This window comes from Roseibium sp. (assembly GCF_965276855.1).
GTDB lineage: Bacteria > Pseudomonadota > Alphaproteobacteria > Rhizobiales > Stappiaceae > Roseibium.
Genome location: NZ_OZ255700.1, coordinates 20,947 through 39,695, shown reverse-complemented (window position 1 = coordinate 39,695; position 18,749 = coordinate 20,947). Strand labels below are relative to the sequence as shown.

At 56.9% G+C, this 18,749-nt stretch carries 16 protein-coding genes; 14 read left to right on the top strand and 2 right to left on the bottom strand.

Features of this window, described 5'->3' with window-relative positions; all coding sequences use genetic code 11:
- Position 1 precedes the first annotated feature (1 nt).
- Positions 2-406, top strand: coding sequence for a DUF1801 domain-containing protein (locus tag ACQY4Z_RS00160; RefSeq protein ID WP_428525599.1), 405 nt, complete (start codon positions 2-4; stop codon positions 404-406).
- A gap of 22 nt (positions 407-428) precedes the next feature.
- Here the strand turns inward: ACQY4Z_RS00160 and ACQY4Z_RS00155 are convergent, their stop codons facing one another.
- Positions 429-1,631 (bottom strand): UbiH/UbiF family hydroxylase, encoded by a 1,203-nt coding sequence (locus tag ACQY4Z_RS00155; protein ID WP_428525597.1) that lies wholly within the window; start codon positions 1,629-1,631, stop codon positions 429-431.
- Positions 1,632-1,846: 215 nt separating this feature from the next.
- On the opposite strand from ACQY4Z_RS00155, the gene ACQY4Z_RS00150 reads away from it, so the two are divergent.
- The 13 genes from ACQY4Z_RS00150 (at position 1,847) to ACQY4Z_RS00090 (ending at position 16,970) form a co-directional block, all read left to right on the top strand.
- Positions 1,847-2,773 (top strand): DUF2182 domain-containing protein, encoded by a 927-nt coding sequence (locus ACQY4Z_RS00150; RefSeq protein ID WP_428525595.1) that lies wholly within the window; start codon positions 1,847-1,849, stop codon positions 2,771-2,773.
- A 183-nt stretch (positions 2,774-2,956) separates the two neighbouring features.
- Entirely contained in the window at positions 2,957-3,673 is a 717-nt protein-coding gene (locus ACQY4Z_RS00145; RefSeq protein WP_428525593.1) for a CDP-alcohol phosphatidyltransferase family protein, read from the top strand.
- Between the two features lie 165 nt (positions 3,674-3,838).
- Positions 3,839-4,816, top strand: coding sequence for a quinone oxidoreductase family protein (locus ACQY4Z_RS00140; RefSeq protein WP_428525591.1), 978 nt, complete (start codon positions 3,839-3,841; stop codon positions 4,814-4,816).
- Positions 4,817-4,828: 12 nt separating this feature from the next.
- Positions 4,829-5,779 (top strand): LysR family transcriptional regulator, encoded by a 951-nt coding sequence (locus ACQY4Z_RS00135; RefSeq protein ID WP_428525589.1) that lies wholly within the window; start codon positions 4,829-4,831, stop codon positions 5,777-5,779.
- Between the two features lie 100 nt (positions 5,780-5,879).
- Positions 5,880-6,230: a hydroxyisourate hydrolase gene (gene uraH, locus ACQY4Z_RS00130; RefSeq protein ID WP_428525587.1), complete on the top strand. Its 351-nt coding sequence runs from the start codon at positions 5,880-5,882 to the stop codon at positions 6,228-6,230.
- 3 nt (positions 6,231-6,233) lie between these two features.
- Positions 6,234-7,715 carry a xanthine dehydrogenase small subunit gene (gene xdhA, locus ACQY4Z_RS00125; protein ID WP_428525585.1) on the top strand — a complete coding sequence of 494 codons (1,482 nt, stop codon included), beginning with the start codon at positions 6,234-6,236 and terminating at the stop codon, positions 7,713-7,715.
- Positions 7,699-10,038, top strand: coding sequence for a xanthine dehydrogenase molybdopterin binding subunit (xdhB, locus tag ACQY4Z_RS00120; protein WP_428525583.1), 2,340 nt, complete (start codon positions 7,699-7,701; stop codon positions 10,036-10,038). The genes xdhA and xdhB overlap by 17 nt, the downstream gene beginning before the upstream one ends.
- A complete protein-coding gene (xdhC, locus tag ACQY4Z_RS00115; protein WP_428525581.1) occupies positions 10,035-11,024 on the top strand; it encodes a xanthine dehydrogenase accessory protein XdhC in 990 nt (329 codons plus the stop codon). Before xdhB ends, xdhC begins: the two co-directional genes overlap by 4 nt.
- Before the next feature lie 62 nt (positions 11,025-11,086).
- On the top strand, positions 11,087-12,646 hold the full coding sequence (locus ACQY4Z_RS00110) for an ABC transporter ATP-binding protein (RefSeq protein WP_428529674.1): 1,560 nt from the start codon (positions 11,087-11,089) through the stop codon (positions 12,644-12,646).
- Complete coding sequence (locus tag ACQY4Z_RS00105) at positions 12,646-13,740, top strand: ABC transporter permease (protein ID WP_428525579.1); 1,095 nt, start codon at positions 12,646-12,648, stop codon at positions 13,738-13,740. Before ACQY4Z_RS00110 ends, ACQY4Z_RS00105 begins: the two co-directional genes overlap by 1 nt.
- The gene (locus ACQY4Z_RS00100; RefSeq protein ID WP_428525577.1) at positions 13,733-14,647 is read left to right on the top strand and encodes an ABC transporter permease; all 915 of its coding nucleotides are present in this window, start codon (positions 13,733-13,735) and stop codon (positions 14,645-14,647) included. The genes ACQY4Z_RS00105 and ACQY4Z_RS00100 overlap by 8 nt, the downstream gene beginning before the upstream one ends.
- A gap of 101 nt (positions 14,648-14,748) precedes the next feature.
- Positions 14,749-15,813 (top strand): BMP family ABC transporter substrate-binding protein, encoded by a 1,065-nt coding sequence (locus tag ACQY4Z_RS00095; protein WP_306147193.1) that lies wholly within the window; start codon positions 14,749-14,751, stop codon positions 15,811-15,813.
- Positions 15,814-16,016: 203 nt separating this feature from the next.
- On the top strand, positions 16,017-16,970 hold the full coding sequence (locus tag ACQY4Z_RS00090; RefSeq protein WP_428525575.1) for a patatin-like phospholipase family protein: 954 nt from the start codon (positions 16,017-16,019) through the stop codon (positions 16,968-16,970).
- 18 nt (positions 16,971-16,988) lie between these two features.
- Here the strand turns inward: ACQY4Z_RS00090 and ACQY4Z_RS00085 are convergent, their stop codons facing one another.
- Complete coding sequence (locus tag ACQY4Z_RS00085; protein ID WP_428525573.1) at positions 16,989-18,653, bottom strand: alpha/beta hydrolase; 1,665 nt, start codon at positions 18,651-18,653, stop codon at positions 16,989-16,991.
- Positions 18,654-18,749: the final 96 nt, after the last annotated feature.

Genomic DNA, 18,749 nt, shown 5'->3' with positions numbered 1-18,749 from the left:
TGTGTCAGGCAATGCCACACTGTCACTGATTGAACAGGAATCACCTGAGGTCCGCGAAGGGTTGCTTAAGCTCCGCCGCCTGATCCTCGAGACGGCCGTTGAGACTGACGGCATCGGCAAAATTGTCGAAACGCTCAAATGGGGCCAACCGAGCTATCTGACGGAAAATCCCAAATCCGGAACAACGATCCGCATTGCGAAAGACGGTTCTGAGCTGGGCGATATTGCCCTTTATGTTTCCTGCAACACCAGTCTTGTGTCGGAATGGCGCGGTCTCTTCCCAGACCTCATCTTCGGCGGCGACCGCAGCCTGCACCTTTCCCTCACCGTACCCATGCCTCTGCCGGAGTTGCGGCAGATGATCCGGATGGCCTTGACCTACCACAGCAGAAAGAAATCGCGCTGAAACAGGCGCGCTGAGGCAGGCGTTATGGGCGCAGCTGAAACCCTGTTCCCGGCGCCATTCCTTCGCGCATGAGCAAACGCCGGAAAGGGCCAATTTTGCCGGCCAGATACATGCCCGCGCTTCGGGCTGCTTGAACCGGCAGGAAATCCGTCAAAAGGGACCGGTTCAGCATATCGACCGCATTGGTCCGAGACCGGATATCGACCATCCGCTTGTGCTCAAAAGTTCTGAGGGCTTCCGGGCTACCGATGTCCAGTCCCTTTGCCTGAGCCACGGCCACGGCTGATATTAAATCGGCAATATCGCGCATGGACAGGTTCAGTCCCTGCGCGCCAACTGGTGGGAAGACGTGTGCTGTCTCCCCAACAAGCGCCAAACGATTTGAAATCACCGACCGGGCGGTCATGCCAGACAGGGGGAAGGTTTGCGGTTCGGAAATCACGGTGAACTTGCCGAGAATGGAGTGTGCCCGGTCTTCCAACTCCCGGGCGAGCAGCGTCTTGTCCATGGTTTTCAACCGGTCCGCGGTTTCTGCCGTCTCGACACAGACCAAAGAAGACTGCCGGCCGGGCAGCGGAACAAGCGTGAACGGTCCGGTTGGTGTGTGGAATTCGGTCGAGATACCGCGGTGCGGCAGCGTGTGCTCGAGATTGAGAACAAGGGCGGTCTGTGGATAAGACCAGCGCTTGACCTCTATCCCGGCCGAAGTCCGCAGAAGCGAGTTACGGCCATCGGCTGCAACAGCGAGATCTGCAGAAACGGTTGTGCCGGTTTTAGTGGTGATAACGGCTTTTTCTTCGGAAAAAGCAGCGTTTTCAGCGAGGTCATCGACGCAAGTGAGGTTGTCCTCAGCGGAACAGGCGGCTGCCAGCTCCTTGTTCAGTTCGGCGTTGATGATGTTGTAGCCAAACTCTTCAACGCCGAGTTCTGCGCTTTCAAAAAGGGTTTCAGGCGAGCGGATCAGCCGTTTGGATCCATCGATCATGCGCATCGTTTTCAAGGGCTCTGCCGTTGGCAGAATTTCGGCCCAGATGCCGAGGTCTTTGAGGAGATCGATCGATCTTTGCCAGAGAGCTGTCGTCCGAGCATCTTGAGGCGCGTCAAAAGGAGCGACCAAAGCCGTTTTGATGCCGGTCTTCGCCAGGGCCAGCGCAGTGATCCGCCCAGACGGTCCACCACCGACAACAACTGCATCACACGTGATTTCTTTATTCGCCCGGGCCATGATCGTTTCCGCACTTAAAGACTTGTTGCAACTTGCCTTACGATGTTGGGCTATACCTCATAAAGATCAACGGGACCAAATCGCGCAGGTCGGTAATTAGATCTTTGGTGCGCCGACGGTGTGGTAGGCACCATGAGAAATATCAATTCGTTGAGCTGAATTCCGCGGTAGGTTCTGCTCGAAATTGGCAATGAGTCCGGCCCAAGACAACACATATGACTGTTTTGCATTCTCCTGATGGCCTGAAACCGAATATCGGCGAACCACCACGTGGATGGCCGCTTGTTCTTTTGGTCGTCGCGGCACTGACAGTGAGCGGCTGGTCGTATCTAATTGTTATGGTCGCGGCCATGGTTCCAAGCATGGACATGGCTGAAGCCGGGCCGGGAATGATCCTGTTCAATCAGTTCAATTTCATGCGCGGTTTGCCGGAAGAGGCCAGGGTAGCACTTGCAGCCCTTTGTTTGCCGGCCGGCGCAACGTTCGGCATGCCCAGCGTGGCGTTGACAAGCGCCGATATTGCCAAGATTTTCATGATGTGGGCCATGATGGCACTGGCCATGATGCTTCCGTCCGCGACGCCCATGGTGAAAGCCTTTCACCAGTACGTCTCTATTGAGGGCACTCAGACCAAATCAGCCTTTTCTGTAACCGTTTCCGTAGTGTTTGGATATCTCGCTGTCTGGATCGGCTATGCGGTTGTTGCGACTATCGCACAGGTTGGTTTGTCCAAGCTTGGTGCATTGTCTGACATGATGGCGCCGGTCAGTATGGCACTCACCACGTCTGTCTTGCTTGCTGCGGGCTTATATCAATTCACGCCTGCCAAGCGCGCCTGTCTAGAACGCTGCTGGTATCCCAGATGGTCCTTTGCCCGGAACGGAGGCGATTACAGCGCCCAATCTGCCTTTCGTGAGGGACTGGCACAGGGTTGGATCTGCCTTGGTTGCTGCTGGGCCGTAATGACGGTGATGTTTGCGGTTGGGTTGATGAACATCCTTTGGATTGCATTGCTTGGCGCGGTAATGGCTTTGGAAAAAACATTTCCCAGCCGGGCTTTCCCAATCGGGATCGGGATATTTTTGCTGGTATGGGGCGGTGCGCTTGTGTTTGGAATGGTTCTCGGCCAAGGCGCTTCTTAGAAACATTGCAGTTTGAAGTGTTTCTCTGCTTTTGCGGTTCACACTGTCATCGATTTGCAATACAAATAGAGGCTGTTGACTCCTTAGCACTCTTATCAGGGCGAAGATTTGGGAGCCGCCGCGCCACGGAATAAGAAACGTAACTTCGCGCGGATCTAATTGTTTATACGAGGACCTAGGCCCGTGACGGACGTAACGCCTGGCAAAGTCGCGCCGGAACCCGCGCTGTTTTTGATCCACATTCTGACAGCTTCCGGAGCGCCGATTGCGTTGATTGCGCTGCTTGCTGGTGCACAGGGCAAGTGGGACGAGATGTTCGCCTGGCTTGGACTGGCGCTTTTTGTCGACGGCATTGATGGTCCACTTGCGCGCAAGTACAACATTGCGGAACGCCTGCCGCGCTGGTCCGGGGCGTCCCTCGATTTTGTCATCGACTATGCCACCTATGTGTTCTTGCCCGCCTTTGCACTGTCCTGGAGCCTGATGCTCTCAAGCCCGTGGAACTGGATCTGCGGCGGCCTCGTTGTGTTCACCGGTACGCTCTATTTCGCCGACAACGGCATGAAAACGCCGGACGGCTCCTTCAAGGGCTTCCCGGCAGGCTGGAATATGGTGGTGTTCGGTCTCATGGTGCTGTCGCCGTCCGAAGCCTTTACGATTGCCGCTGTCATCGTGTGCTGTGTTCTCACCTTTGCGCCGATCCGGTTTGTTCACCCGGTTCGCGTCAAACGCTGGCGCTGGCTGACCCTTCCAGTCACGCTTGTCTGGATGGCGCTTGCTGCGCTTGCGATCTGGGATGGGATGGTGTTGAGCACTTGGGCAGCAGTCCTGTTTACAGCTGCCAGCCTTTATCTCTTCTCAGTGTCCGCGGTTCAGCAGCTGATCGATCGCGTCGATTGATCAGCCTACGGTCCGGTAGCTGTCCCAGTTCTTCCCGGTAATCGACTGTAAACAGTGCGTTCTTTGTTTCGCACTGGCGTCGCTGTGACGGGCTGGATATGGTCTTTGCAACGATCTGCACCAGTTGTTTGCGTGCAATCATGATGAAATTCTGTGGGAGTTGATATGGTACAGGCAATCCGCGTGCATGAGACAGGCAGCGCCGATGTTTTAACCTGGGAGCATGTAGAGGTGGGCGAGCCGGGCCCCGGTGAAGCGCGCATCCGGCACACGGCGATTGGCCTCAATTTCATCGACACCTATTTCCGATCCGGCCTTTATCCGGCACCCGATGGGGTGCCGTTTATTCCAGGAAATGAAGGCGCCGGTATTGTTCAGACAGTCGGTGAGGGCGTGTCCCACATCAAGCCGGGTGATCGTGTGGCGTATGTCGGCCCACTCGGCGCCTATGCTCAAGAGCGGATTATTCCGGCGGACCGCCTTGTGGTCATTCCTGACGGAATTGATGACAAGGCTGCGGCCGGCATGATGCTGAAAGGAATGACGGCCCAGTATCTGCTCCGTCAGACCTTCAATGTCGGCCCAGAAACAACTCTTCTGTTTCACGCCGCAGCCGGGGGCGTCGGCCTGATTGCCGGGCAATGGGCAGCCCATCTTGGGGCAACGGTGATTGGCACTGCAGGGTCGCAGGACAAAGTCGATCTGGCCAAGGCCAACGGCTACCAGCATGTCATCAACTATCGGACGGAAAATTTCGTCGAGAGGGTCAAGGAGATCACCGACGGTAAGGGCTGTGACGTTGTCTATGATTCTGTGGGCAAGGACACCTATCCGGGATCGCTGGATTGCCTGAAGCCGCGGGGGCTGTGGGTCAGCTTCGGTCAGTCCTCCGGTCCAATCCAGGACTTCAATCTTGCACTGCTTGCGCAAAAGGGATCGCTTTTCGCAACCCGGCCTACGCTCTTCAGCTATATCGCGACCCGCGAACAGCTGGAGATGACGTCCGGCGATCTGTTTGATGTCGTCTCCAAAGGCATCGTGAAGATCGCGGTCAACCAGGAGTACCGTTTGGCCGACGCAGTCCAGGCGCATACCGATCTGGAAGGCCGGAAAACCACCGGCACGACCGTTCTGATCCCGTAAGGACGGTTGAGAATGCGTTCAGCGCGCGCACAGGAGCTGGCCCGGAACCTTTACAGCCCAGCGATGCGGTATTTTCTCGCCGCTGCTGAAGCTGGATCTATCCGGGCTGCGTCGCGCGAGCTGAATGTTGCCTCGTCCGCAGTCAACCGGCAAATCCTGTGGCTTGAAGAAGCGCTTGGCCTGCAGCTCTTTGAGCGTGTGGGCCGGCGGATGCGGTTGTCCCAGGCGGGCGAGGTGCTGCTGGCGCACATCCGGCGGACCTATTCCGACTTTGAAGGCACAGTTGCTGAACTGGATGCGTTGAAAGGACTGCGCCGGGGGACCGTCTCCATCGCGTCCGTGGAGAGCGTTGCAGAGCGGTTGTTGCCTGCGGTGATCAGTTCGTTCCGCCGGACCTATCCCGGCATCCATGTCAACGTTTCGGTTTCCTCTTCGCAGGAAGCGGCCCGGAAGGTAGAAGCGGCCGAAGCGGATGTCGGGTTCACCTTTGACCCTCCCGACATGTCGACCCTGACCGCGGCCTTCCATCATGATCTGGTAATTGGCGCGGTGATGGCCCCGAACCATCCTCTGGCGGACGAAAACGGACTGAGTCTTGCCGATTGTCTTCGCTATCCGGTTGCCTTGCCGGCAGAAGGTTTGTCGATCCGGGCCCGGATTGATGTCATTCGGAGCCGGATTCCGGGTGCATCCATGACCTATGTTGAGGCGAATTCCTTGCGATTGATGCGGGCGCTGGCGCGGGATGAGAACGTCATCGGTTTTCAAACGCAGATCGGCTGCGAAGAAGATATTGAAGCCGGACATTTGATCTTTAAGCCATTGAAGGATCAACCTCTTCAGGCCGATCGTCTTTGTGTGGTAACATCGTCTTTGCGCGCCTTGGCATTGGCCCCGGCGATGTTTTTTGATCACGCAGTGTTCGCCTTGAAAGAGCGGCTAGCATCCATTGATGCCAATTAGGCATCATTAAGTACGCAAATGAGCGCTTTGGATCTGCGTCTATTTCAGGCACATTTTTATCTGATGGATTTTGCGGCACTGCCGCAAGAGGGAGAGACTGATGGGGCGTTTGACAACGCACGTTCTGGATACTGCTTTGGGGGTCCCTGCAAAGGGCCTCAAGATAGAGCTTTGGTTTGCGAACGATGCGCCGGCTCATATTTCAAGCCATGTGACCAACGATGACGGCCGGGTCGACGGTGCAATTCTCACCGACGATGTGTTTGAAACCGGAACCTACGAGCTCCGTTTCCATGCAGGTGAATATCTGAAACGCACCAATCAAACCCTCCCGGATCCGCTGTTTCTGGATATCGTTCCAATCCGCTTCGGGATCGCTGACGCAAACGCGCATTACCATGTGCCGCTGTTGCTCTCGCCGTTCGGCTATTCAACCTATCGGGGGAGCTGAGAGATGCGGGACACGATCCGGTTCATCAAAGGCGGTGAATTTGTCGAACTCCACGATGTCGGGCCGACCGAAACACTTCTTGACTATTTGCGGCTCCGTCGAAAGGAAACTGGTACCAAGGAAGGTTGCGGGGAAGGTGACTGTGGTGCCTGCACCGTCGCGCTTGGCCGGGTCATTGATGGCAAGCTGACTTATCAGCCTGTGAACAGCTGCATTCAGCTCTTGGGCATGGTCGACGGCGCTGAACTGGTGACCGTGGAAGATCTTGTACAGGACAAGCGGCTTCATCCGGTTCAACAGGCCATGATGGATCTTCACGGATCCCAATGCGGGTTCTGTACACCGGGTTTCATCATGACGCTGTTCACTCTGTATCACGCAGAAGGCGAGGCGAAATCCCGCAAGACGGTCACGGAATGGCTCGCCGGAAATCTTTGCAGGTGCACGGGATATCGCCCGATTGTCGATGCGGCACTGGAAGCCTGTTTCAACGTTGCCGATGACGCGTTCACCTGGCGGTCGAACGAAACCCGTGAGCAACTTAAGAAACTCGCTGATAGCCGCGATATTTTCCTTGGAACCAGCGAACGGTTCTTCTCCTCGCCGGCGTCTTTGGATGGCCTGGCAGCGCTCTACGGTCAGCATCCGGATGCCACCCTGGTCTCTGGCGCGACCGATGTTGGGCTCTGGATTACAAAAAACCTCCGCGATCTTCCCAAAACCATCTGGCTCGGCCGGATCGAGGGCCTGGACAGAGTCGAAGAAAGCGAATCCGGTATTTTGATGGGGGCGACGGCGACCTTCGCGGCAACTGAGGCCGCGATGACGCGGATCTCACTGGATCTGGGCGAACTTTGGAAGCGGATTGGGTCCAAACAGGTTCGCGCGTCCGGAACGGTTGGCGGTAACATTGCCAACGGATCGCCGATCGGAGATTCGCCCCCAGCGCTCATTGCACTTGGCGCCACTTTGGAGCTTCAGTCTGCAGACAGTGATCGTGCCTTGGCGCTGGAAGACTTTTTCATCGACTACGGGAAACAGGACCGCCTTCCCGGGGAGTTCGTGACCGGGCTGTTTGTTCCGCGCCCCTCCGCCAATCAGGTCTTTCACTGCTACAAAATTTCAAAGCGCTTCGACCAGGATATCTCATCCGTCATGGCCGCCTTCCGGTTTACCATTGTTGATGGCCGGATCATCGACGCGCGGATCGCCTATGGCGGCATGGCGGGAACACCGAAGCGGGCCAGCGGATCAGAAGCAGCATTGAAAGGAGCAATTCTGGAGGATGCATCGACCTGGGCGGCCGCCATTGACGCACTCAACACCGACTTCACGCCATTAACGGATATGCGGGCAAGCTCGGAATACCGCATGGAAACGGCGCGAGCCTTGCTCGCGAAAGCCTTGATGGAAACCGATGGGACAGCCGCGGAAAGCGTCCGGGTTTTGGCAAAGCGGGAGGCTGATCATGACCGCGCCGCTTGATCCGAGCAAAGTGACCGCCCCGCTGAAGCACGTGCGGAAACCATTGGCTCATGACAGTGCAGAGATGCATGTCACGGGCACAGCACCTTACATTGATGACCTTACGGAGGCCGTTGGCACGCTGCATATCGTCCCTGGCTGGGCGCGGTCTGCAGTCCGCGGCAAGATCAGTTCCATCGATCTGACGGATGTGAGCGCAAGCGACGGTGTCGTTGCCGTACTGACATCTGAGGATATTCCGGGAACCAACGATTGTTCGTCCGGCTTTGGCGATGATCCGGTTCTGGCAGACGGTGAAATCCTGTTTTACGGCCAGGTAGTCTTTGCCGTTGTGGCCGAAACCCGGGATCAGGCGCGCAAGGCAGCCCTGAAAGCTAATATCGAGGTTGCACCGATCCCACCAATCCTGACGCAGGAAGACGCCGAAGCTGCAGAAACAATGGTTCTGCCGGACTACCAGTTCCGGCGCGGATCACCTGAAACCGGCATGACAGCGGCGGAAGAGGTCTTGTCCGGCTCGTTCCGCATTGGCGGGCAGGAGCATTTCTACCTGGAAGGCCAGATCGCCATGGCCGTGCCGCAGGAAGCGGGCGGCATGCTGGTTCATACGTCGACCCAGCACCCGACGGAAGTGCAGCACACCGTGGCCAAGGTCCTCGGGGTCCCGGATGCCTTGGTCACGGCGGAAGTGCGGCGTATGGGCGGTGGCTTTGGCGGCAAGGAATCCCAGGCGAACCAATGGGCGAGCTTGGCTGCACTTGCCGCTCACGCCACGGGCCGGGCATGCAAAGTTCGGCTCGATCGTGATGACGACATGATCATGACCGGCAAGCGGCATGACTTCCGCGTTGACTGGACCGTTGGACACGATGGTACCGGCAAAATCCGCGCGGTTGATATGGAGTTTCTAGCCCGGTGTGGCTACTCGGTCGATCTGTCCCTAGGAGTGAATGACCGTACGCTGTTTCACGCCGATTCCAGTTATTTCTATCCAGACGCAGCCATCCGGTCCCGCCGTTTGAAAACGGACACGTGCTCAAACACTGCATTCCGCGGATTTGGCGGGCCGCAAGGGATGCTGGCGGCAGAGCGCATGATTGATGCGATTGCCATCAAGACGGGCCGGGATCCTCTGGATATCCGCAAGCTGAACTTTTATGACGGCGAGCGCAATTTGACACCTTACGGCATGCCGGTGGAAGAGTATGCGGTGATGCATGAACTCATCGCCCAGCTGGAAGAGACCTCCGATTACTGGTCCCGGCGGGACGATGTCCGTGATTTCAATGCGGTGAATGCCGTCCTGAAAAAGGGACTGGCCCTGACGCCAGTGAAATTCGGCATTTCATTCACGCTGAAACACCTCAATCAGGCAGGCGCGCTTGTCCATCTTTACACCGACGGTTCGGTTCATCTGAACCACGGCGGCACCGAGATGGGGCAGGGGCTCTATCAGAAGGTCGCCCAGGTCGTTGCCGAAGAATTTGGCGTGACACTGGAGAAGGTGCGGATCACCGCAACCAACACCTCCAAGGTGCCGAACACCGGCCCGACAGCCGCATCTTCCGGGACCGACTTGAATGCCATGGCCGCAAAACTTGCAGCGCAGGAAATCAAGGGCCGCTTGATCTCGTTCCTGTGCGAACAGCACCAATGCGGTCCGGAAGCCATCCATTTCGGAGACAACAAGGTCCTCATTGGCGATCAGAGTTTCACTCTGGCGGAAGTTGCCAAACAGGCGCACATGGCACGGATCCAGATGTCCCACGCCGGGTTTTACGCGACGCCCGGCATTACTTGGGATCGGGAAAGCGTAACCGGCCGGCCGTTTTATTACTTCGCCTTTGGCGGCGCCTGCGCAGAGGTCACAATCGACACCATGACCGGTGAAATGACGGTCGACCGGGTCGATATCCTTCACGATGTCGGCCATTCGCTGAACCCGGCGATCGATCTCGGCCAGATTGAGGGCGGATTCGTGCAAGGCATGGGCTGGCTGACGACTGAAGAGCTTGTCTGGGATGAAAAAGGCCGGCTGCGCACCCACGCCCCGTCGACTTACAAGATCCCTACCGCGTCGGACATTCCCGAGGAGTTCAACGTTAGCCTCTATGACGGCAACGGCAATCCTCAGGAGACTGTCTACCGGTCCAAGGCTGTCGGCGAACCACCGGTGATGCTGGCAAATGCTGTCTTCTGCGCCATCAATGACGCAGTAGCGAGCATCGCGCCGGGCCAGATCCCAAATCTTGATGCGCCGGCAACGCCCGAAGCGATCATGAAGGCCGTCCGGGATTTGCGCTCACGAAAGGTCTCGGCATGAGGGTCTGGGGGCACATCGCGAACTGCCTGAAAAGCAGCGGCGCCTGTGCCCTCGTCACGGTCGCCGAAACTGGCGGGTCGACACCACGGGAAACCGGCGCGCGGATGATCGTCCGGCCGGACGGCGGGTTTTTCGGAACGATCGGCGGCGGCACCTTGGAATTTGAAGTGATCCGCCAGGCGGCAAGGGCTGCATGCAGCAAGACGGCCGGTTTCGAACTAAAAACCGTTTCTCTCGGGCCTGATCTCGGCCAGTGTTGTGGTGGCCGGGTCAAAATCGCGATCGAAGTCTTTGTGTCGGAACAGTTGGAAGCCGCGGACCGGCTGGCACTTGTAGAAAGCAAACCGTATCCGTTCGTCACGCGTGCGATAATCGACAACGGTTCCGTTCGCGAACGGGAATTCGTGGATCAAGCCCCTGAAGACGCATTTCAAATCGTCGAGGAGAACGGCAGAAAGCTGCTGATCGAAAAATTCGGCGAAACACGGCGGACACTCTATCTCTTCGGCGCCGGGCATGTCGGAAAGGCGCTTGTGCTAGCGCTGGCGCCCTTGCCATTTTCGATCGTGTGGATCGACAGCAGAGCGGATCAGTTTCCAACTGCCGTCCCGGCCAATGTCACGAAGATCTGCACGTCGGACCCCGCAAAAGCACTTGAGGATGCGCCGGATGGTGCCTTCGTTCTTGCCATGACCCACTCACACGGGCTCGATGAAGAGATCATGGCCCGTGCGCTCCTCGCGCAGCGCTTTGGCTATTGCGGTGTCATCGGTTCCAAAACCAAGCGGGTCCGGTTCATGAAACGTCTCAAATCACGCGGTCTGAGTGACAGCGTTCTTTCGACCATGGTCTGCCCGGTCGGGGTGACAACGATAAAATCAAAACACCCGGCTGCGATCGCAGCAGGAATAGTTGTCGACCTGATTACCCGGGACGAGGCCTGTTATCAACAAGCCGCTGCAAGCGGGAGGCTTGCACACAAATAAGACATGAATAATAAGGCGGCATCCAACCGGGGGACAGTGTGGGTACAGAAAACCATTCAGAAGTGGACACGGCAGCTGCCCCGTTCGCAAGATCCGGCAAAGACAAGTTGCTGGACGCGCAAGGGCTGACCAAGCGGTTTGGCGATATCCTTGCCAACGACGCCGTCGATCTGACGATCAACAAGGGTGAGATTCACGCTCTTCTTGGTGAAAACGGTGCGGGAAAGTCCACACTCGTCAAAATGTTTTACGGGTCGCTCGAACCGGATGGCGGCGAGATCTGGTGGGATGGCCAAAAGGTTGCGATAGACAATCCTGCTGCTGCCCGCGAACTCGGCATTGGGATGGTGTTCCAGCATTTTTCCTTGTTCGAGGCGTTGAATGTGGTCGAGAACATTGCGCTCGCACTTCCAAATCCCGGCAATATGAAAGATCTGGCCAAACGGATCGAAACAGTCTCCCGTGAGTATGGTCTCCCGCTGAACCCCAATGACATTGTCGCCGATCTGCCTGTCGGAATTCGTCAAAGGATCGAAATCGTCCGCTGTCTGCTGCAGGAACCCCGTCTGATCATCATGGATGAGCCGACGTCTGTTTTGACACCGCAGGAAGCGGATCAGCTTTTCCTGACCCTGCAAAGGTTAGCGTCCGAAGGCTGCGCCGTCCTTTATATCAGCCACCGGCTGGAAGAAGTTCAGCGGATCTGCCATCACGCGACCATCTTGCGCCACGGCCAGGTCGTCAATGAATGTGATCCCACGAAGGAAACACCAGCAACACTCGCCAGCATGATGGTGGGGGCTGAAGTAATCGCGGTAAACGCGGCAGCACAAAAACCGGCTATCGGAGATGTCCGGCTTGGGTTGAACAAGTTGTCCGCGCCTGCGGCCACACCCTTTGCAACGGCGCTGAACAACATTTCTCTGGAACTCCGTGCAGGGGAAGTTGTGGCAATTGCGGGCGTTGCCGGGAATGGGCAAGGGGAATTGTTCGACGCAATCTCCGGTGAAATGCGCGTTGCCCCAGACATGATCTTGCTGGATGGCGTTTCTTGCGGCTCCAAGGGTATCAATTGGCGCCGTAAGAAAAACGCCGCGTTCGTTCCCGAAGAGCGGCTCGGTCATGGCGCCGTTCCAGGTATGAAGCTCTCCCAGAACATTGTGCTTACGCGGCACAGCACGGGTGACAAGCTGGTCAATGGAGGGATGGTGTCCACGGCCAATGCCGGAAAAATGGAGCAACGGATCAAGCAAACCTTTGATGTCCGCATGTCGCATGACGATCCGGAGGCACGTTCACTATCGGGTGGCAATCTGCAGAAGTTTGTTGTCGGTCGCGAGCTCGACCGGCAACCGGGCGTCCTGATCATCAATCAACCGACTTGGGGCGTCGACGCAGGGGCAGCCGCCCTGATCCGTCAGGCAATCATTGATCTCGCCCGAAGCGGATCAGCAGTCCTGGTGATCAGCCAGGATCTCGATGAAATCTTTGAAATCGCCGACAAGATCGCGGTGATCTCCAGAGGCTACCTGTCTGAACCGGAACCTGCTGCGGATATGACCCGCGAACGGGTTGGACTTCTCATGGCAGGCGGAGCCGAGACACAAGGGGAGGTCGCCTGATGCGGATCGAACTCGTCAAACGCAAGGAACACAGCGAACTGATGTCGCTGATGTCGCCTCTGATTGCTGTCGGCCTGACAGCTCTGTCCGCCGCGATCATCTTTGCCATTTCCGGCGTCAATCCAGCCCTTGGTCTCTACAAGTTCTTCATTGAACCCTTGACCGAGCAGTGGTCGCTGGAAGCAACGATCGAAAAGGCAACACCGCTCATCCTGATCGGTTGCGGTCTGGCCGTGTGTTACCTCTCGAACAACTGGAACATCGGCGCCGAAGGGCAATTTGTGGTCGGGGCCATGTTCGGCTCCATCCTGCCGGTCATGTTTCCGAGTTTTGAAAACAGCCTGACTTTGCCACTGATGCTGATCTGCGGTGTGATCGGGGGCGCGCTTTGGGCGACGATCCCGGCTCTGCTGAAAACCCGGTTCAACACCAATGAAATCCTCACAAGCCTGATGCTGGTTTATGTGGCCGGGCTTCTGCTGGATTATCTCGTGCGCGGTCCGTGGCGGGATCCGGACGGCTTCAACTTCCCGGAATCGCGTATCTTTTCCGATGCTGCAACCTTGCCGGAAGTCTTTGGCGGAATGATGAGCCTGGCGACGCCGATCACCATCATTGTGGCCTTGGTGCTCGCGCTGGTATTGGCAAAAACCATCAAGGGCTTTGAAATCCGCGTAATGGGCGAAAGCCCGCGCGCAGGCAGCTTTGCCGGGTTCTCAGCAAAAGGGTTGACCATTTTCTCGTTCGCCTTGGCAGGCGGGTTGGCCGGCCTTGCCGGCACCATGGTCGTCTCAGGGTCTTTGAACCAGCTTCTGCCGTCTATTTCTCCAGGCTATGGCTTCACAGCCATCATCGTGGCCTTCCTGGGCCGCTTGAACCCGATCGGCATCATCATCGCCGGGTTTGTCCTTGCCTTGTCCTACATCGGCGGAGAGGGCGTCCAGTCCGGGCTGGGCGTCTCCAATAAGATCGCAAGCGTTATCCAGGGATTGCTTCTGTTCTACGTACTCGCATGCGACACGCTCATTCTTTATCGCATCCGCATGGTCTCCCGCCGTGCTGCCAATCCGGCCGGGGAGGTTTCTCATGTTTGAGGCAGTTCTGCTCACAGTCATTACGGCGGCAACCCCGCTTCTCATTGCGGCAATTGGCGAATTGATGGTGGAGCGCTCCGGCGTCCTCAATCTGGGTGTCGAAGGCATGATGATCATGGGGGCGGTGATTGGATTTGCAGTCGCTAATCAGACCGGCTCTGGAACACTCGGGGTCATCGGTGCCATCGCGGCCGGTATGGCGATGTCCGCATTGTTTGGTTTTTTAGTGCTGGTCCTGGTCGCCAATCAGGTCGCGACCGGTCTTGCACTGACGATCCTCGGTCTTGGTCTGTCCGGTATGATTGGAGAAGCCTATATCGGTGTGCCGGGTCTACGGATCCCGGAACTCTATATCCCGATCCTGTCCGACATCCCGTTCATTGGACCGGTCTTCTTCCAGCAAGATGCGATCGTTTATATCGGCTTTGCACTTGTCATCGGGGTGGCCTACTTCCTCTTCCGAACCCGGGCCGGCCTGATCTTGCGCTCTGTTGGTGACAATCACGGATCCGCGCATGCATTGGGGTATTCGGTCCTGAAAATTCGCTTCATGGCGGTTTTGTTCGGTGGGGCCTGTGCGGGTTTAGCCGGCGCCTACATGTCGCTGGCTTATACACCGCAGTGGGTGGAAAACATGACGGCCGGCCGCGGCTGGATCGCGCTTGCTTTGGTGGTGTTTGCATCCTGGTTGCCATTCCGGGTCATCATCGGGGCGTACCTGTTCGGTGCGGTCAGCGTTCTCAATTTGCATGCCCAGGCAATCGGCCTTGGGGTTCCATCGCAATTCCTGTCCAGCCTGCCATATCTTGCGACCATTGGAGTACTTGTGCTCATCTCCGCAAACCGCAGACTGACGCTCGTCAATACACCGGCCTGCCTGGGCAAGCCGTTTGTTCCGGACCGGTAGCGCCTCCCCGTTACCGGTCGGGTTCAGCCTGCAGCGATCAGGGCTGGATCAAAGCAAAAAGATCGTACACAAAGAGAGATCAAACAGAGGGGACCAAACTGATGAAATCTCTATTGAAAGCAACCGTGGCTGCCGCTGCGTTCCTCGCAGCGGGAACTGCAGCAAACGCAGCCGATGTTAAGGCATGTTTCGTTTACGTCGGACCGGTCGGTGACTTCGGTTGGACCTACCAGCACGACCAGGGCCGCTTGGCCGTTGAAGAGCATTTCGGCGACAAGGTCGAAACCGCGTTTCTTGAGAGCGTTGCGGAAGGCCCGGATGCAGAACGCGCCATTGAGCGTTTTGCACGTGAAGGCTGCAACATTATCTTCACGACATCGTTCGGCTACATGAACCCGACCATTAAGGTTGCCAAGAAATTCCCGGATGTGAAGTTCGAGCACGCCACCGGCTACAAGACCGCCGACAACGTCGCGACCTATAACTCCAAGTTCCACCAGGGCCGCTACATCATCGGTCAGGTCGCAGCCAAACAGTCCAAGACCGGCGTAGCGGGTTACATCGCCTCCTTCCCGATCCCGGAAGTTATCGCTGGCATCAATGCGTTCATGTTGGGCGCACAATCCGTCAATCCGGACTTCCAGTTGAAGGTAGTTTGGGTGAACACCTGGTTTGACCCGGGCAAGGAAGCAGATGCGGCCAAGGCGCTGATCGACCAGGGCGCTGACATCATCACGCAGCATACTGACTCCACCGCACCGCTTCAGGTCGCTCAAGAACGCGGCGTTCACGGATTCGGCCAGGCATCCGACATGGTCGCCTTTGCCCCGGACGCGCAGTACACCGCCATCATTGACGACTGGGCGCCGTACTACATCCACCGCGTTCAGGACGTTCTTGACGGGAAATGGGAAAGCCACTCTTCCTGGGAAGGTCTTGCCGAGAAACACGTTGTCATGGCCCCATACACCAATCTGCCAGCAGATGTTGTTGAAATGGCCAAAGCAACGGAAGCCAAGATTGTCGATGGTTGGGAGCCATTCACCGGTCCGATCACCAAGCAGGATGGCACGGTTGCAGCTGAAGATGGTGTGCGTCTCGACGACGGCGCGATCCTCGGCATGAACTGGTACGTTCAGGGCATTGACGACCAACTGCCGCAGTAATTCTGCCCTCTGAGAGCCGGAGTTTCCAACTCTCGAATCAAGGATTAGGCCGGAGACAGGCGATCACCTGTTCTCCGGCCTTTTTCTTGACCGGAGGGGTCTGGCAGTTTTCCCATACTCTCCGATAGACTTGAGCCGCCTCGCACTGTTCTATGTACAGCTCGCAGGGCGCGTGTCGTCACGACAGAAGGAATAGATCCAGCATGGAACGCCGCAGCTTTATGACCGGAGCTATTGTCACCGGAAGCGCCATCCTTGCATCAGGTGCGAACGGCCAAGCAGCGTCTTCAGAAGCCACGCCGAAAAACACCGCGGCAAATCCGGCAAAACGCACTGATGGCTTTCACCTGGCCCTCGGCGGCGGTGCGGCCAAGGCGTTTGCGCATATACCCGTATTGGAAGCGCTAGATGATCTGGGCGTGAAACCGGAAGTAATCGCCGGGACATCCATGGGCTCCATCCTCGGCGGTTACTATGCAAGCGGCATGAGCGGCAAGGATATCCGGAGCTTTACGGTCGATCTCTTCACCCAAAAGGGTCAATTGCTTCAAAAGTTGTTTTTGACTGATGGCCGGACCTGGGGTTCGCTTTTGAATATGATGCGTCCGTCGATCATTGATCCGCTGGTTTTGTTCGAGACGCTGTTTCCGGACGGGCTGGCAGAGAACTTTGAAGATTTACAAATCCCGATGAAAGTCGTCGCGACGGATTTTCATCGCCAATCCCAGGCAGTCCTAACCGATGGCGCTTTGCTTCCTGCGATTGCGGCTTCATCAGCGCTTCCGATGTTGCTGACGCCAGTCCAGATTGACGGGCGCGTCTTGATTGATGGCGGCTTCGTCAACCCGACGCCTTTTGACGTGTTCGAAGACACGGATTATCCCGTGATGGCCGTCGATGTGACCGGGGCAGATTTTTCAGCGATCGATGGTCTGCCAAGCGGCATGGAAACCTGGATCGGGTCATTTTCTATTACGCTTCATTCCCTCGTTGCAGCGAAGTTGAGCTGCGCCCAGCCGGATCTCCTCCTGGAACCGGCAATCGGTCATTTCCAAACGATGGATTTCTTCGAAGTTGAGGCCATTTTGGACGCAGCCGATCCGATCCGGGAAGATGTCAAACGTGGGTTGGACCGCCTGCTGGGTCAAAAGATCTGAGGCAGCTGTTTTTGCAAACTAGAATGACGCGCCGCGTTTGACGAAGATTTCCTTGAGGCGGTCTGCAAGGTCAGTATTCCATCCTTCTGGATCAACGGCCGCGGCCCAGGCGTCAATGTAGTCCCGAGCGATATAATAATGACCAAAGCCCGACACATTCAGCGAAAACGCGGAATCAAGCGCGAGCTGCAGCATGGTAACGACGAGAAACCACCTGAGCTGAGGCGTAACATCCGGAGCGCGTGGAGGTGACAGCCAGCCGGGCTCGAAGATGGAACTGTCATAGGTGAAGTTCACAATCGGATCGCTGCCGTAGTTGAGAAACACCATTCGGATCGGACCCCAAGGCGTAAATTCACCTTCAAGTCCTCCATACTGGTCCAAGACCCGGATCAGAGACCCGTTTCCATAGGTGGGCCGCCAGGCGGGGCTGTCCGGGTTTCGATGATCGCGAACTTCTGACCAGAATTTTGAGAAAAACGGGGACCCGGCCCACATCGCTCCCTGGATGGGGTCTCCCAGCATGTCAAACAAAGGGATCGTGGCTTGAGAGTTGAAAGCCCCTTGGCTGAGACCATGCACATAAAACTTTGGCCGGTTGTCTTTCGGCAACGTTGTCCAATGGTCATAGACTTTCTCAAAAAGAACGCGTGCTTGATCAACGCCATAGTCCGGATGTGCGAGCAGCGACAAAACACTGGTGAGATACGAGTATTGCGCGGCGACCGTCGCCACATCTCCGCCAAGCATGAAGTCGAGCGTGTCATGAGCGCCCGGATCCATCCATCCACTTCCAACCGGCACTGCCACAACAAGAGTTGAGCGAGAGAAGGCATCCACGCGCTTCAATTCTTCCAACGCGATTTCGGCGCGTTCTTCCGCTGTCTCGGCCGACAATCGGCCAACATAAATCCGGATCGGGTTTTGAACCGGACCCTCAAAGAATTCCCCTATTTCATCTGATGAGGGGGCCGTTGCAACAAAAGCCCGGCCGTGCCGCCCCATTTCCTTCCAGCGGATGAGGGACGCTGCACTTCCTGTCTTTTGCGGATCGGATGGCTGTTCAATATCCGGCTCCATGAGAAGGTCTGCAGCCATAAAGGACGCGTCGGCTGCTTTGAACGCGTTGCGGATCAATGCGCCATCGACCAACGCCCAGAAGAGCCAGCCAACAGCGGCAATTGAGACCACGATGCCGACACGACGCGGCACCAAACGGTCCAAAATCCGCTCCATCCGGCGGCGGGCGATCCCAAGCGCTCTGAAAATTAGCCACAGAACCAGAAAAACGGCGAGGGATACTCCAAGGATAAAGAATGGTGCGGCGCTTTCCAGCGGCTCCAGTCCAACGGCCTCGCGAGTTGCATTTTGCCAGTTTGCTGCTTTTGAAAGGGAATAGACTAGAATACCGGCACACGCGGCCAAGCCACCGATAACCCAGACCGTACGCAAGCGCCCCCTAAGCCACGGAATTTCCATGTAGCGCCATGTTGCCCGGACAAGAAGTGCCGCTTCATAACCCAGGCTGGCAACAATTCCTGACAAGAGGCTTTGCACCAAGGGGTCGCGTGGCATCAAGGATGGGGTCAGCGAGGCACCAAATGCGCTAATTGCAATAACTGCAGCAAACGTGGACATGTTGGACATCATCCAACCGGGTAGGCGGTTTTGAGAATGCGGCATCAACGTCTCCGGAAGGGGCGGTCGGAATTTCTGTGATCGGTTTAACATGCCATTAGTAGTACCGCGTTTTGTCAGGGATAATATCCTTGGTGAAGA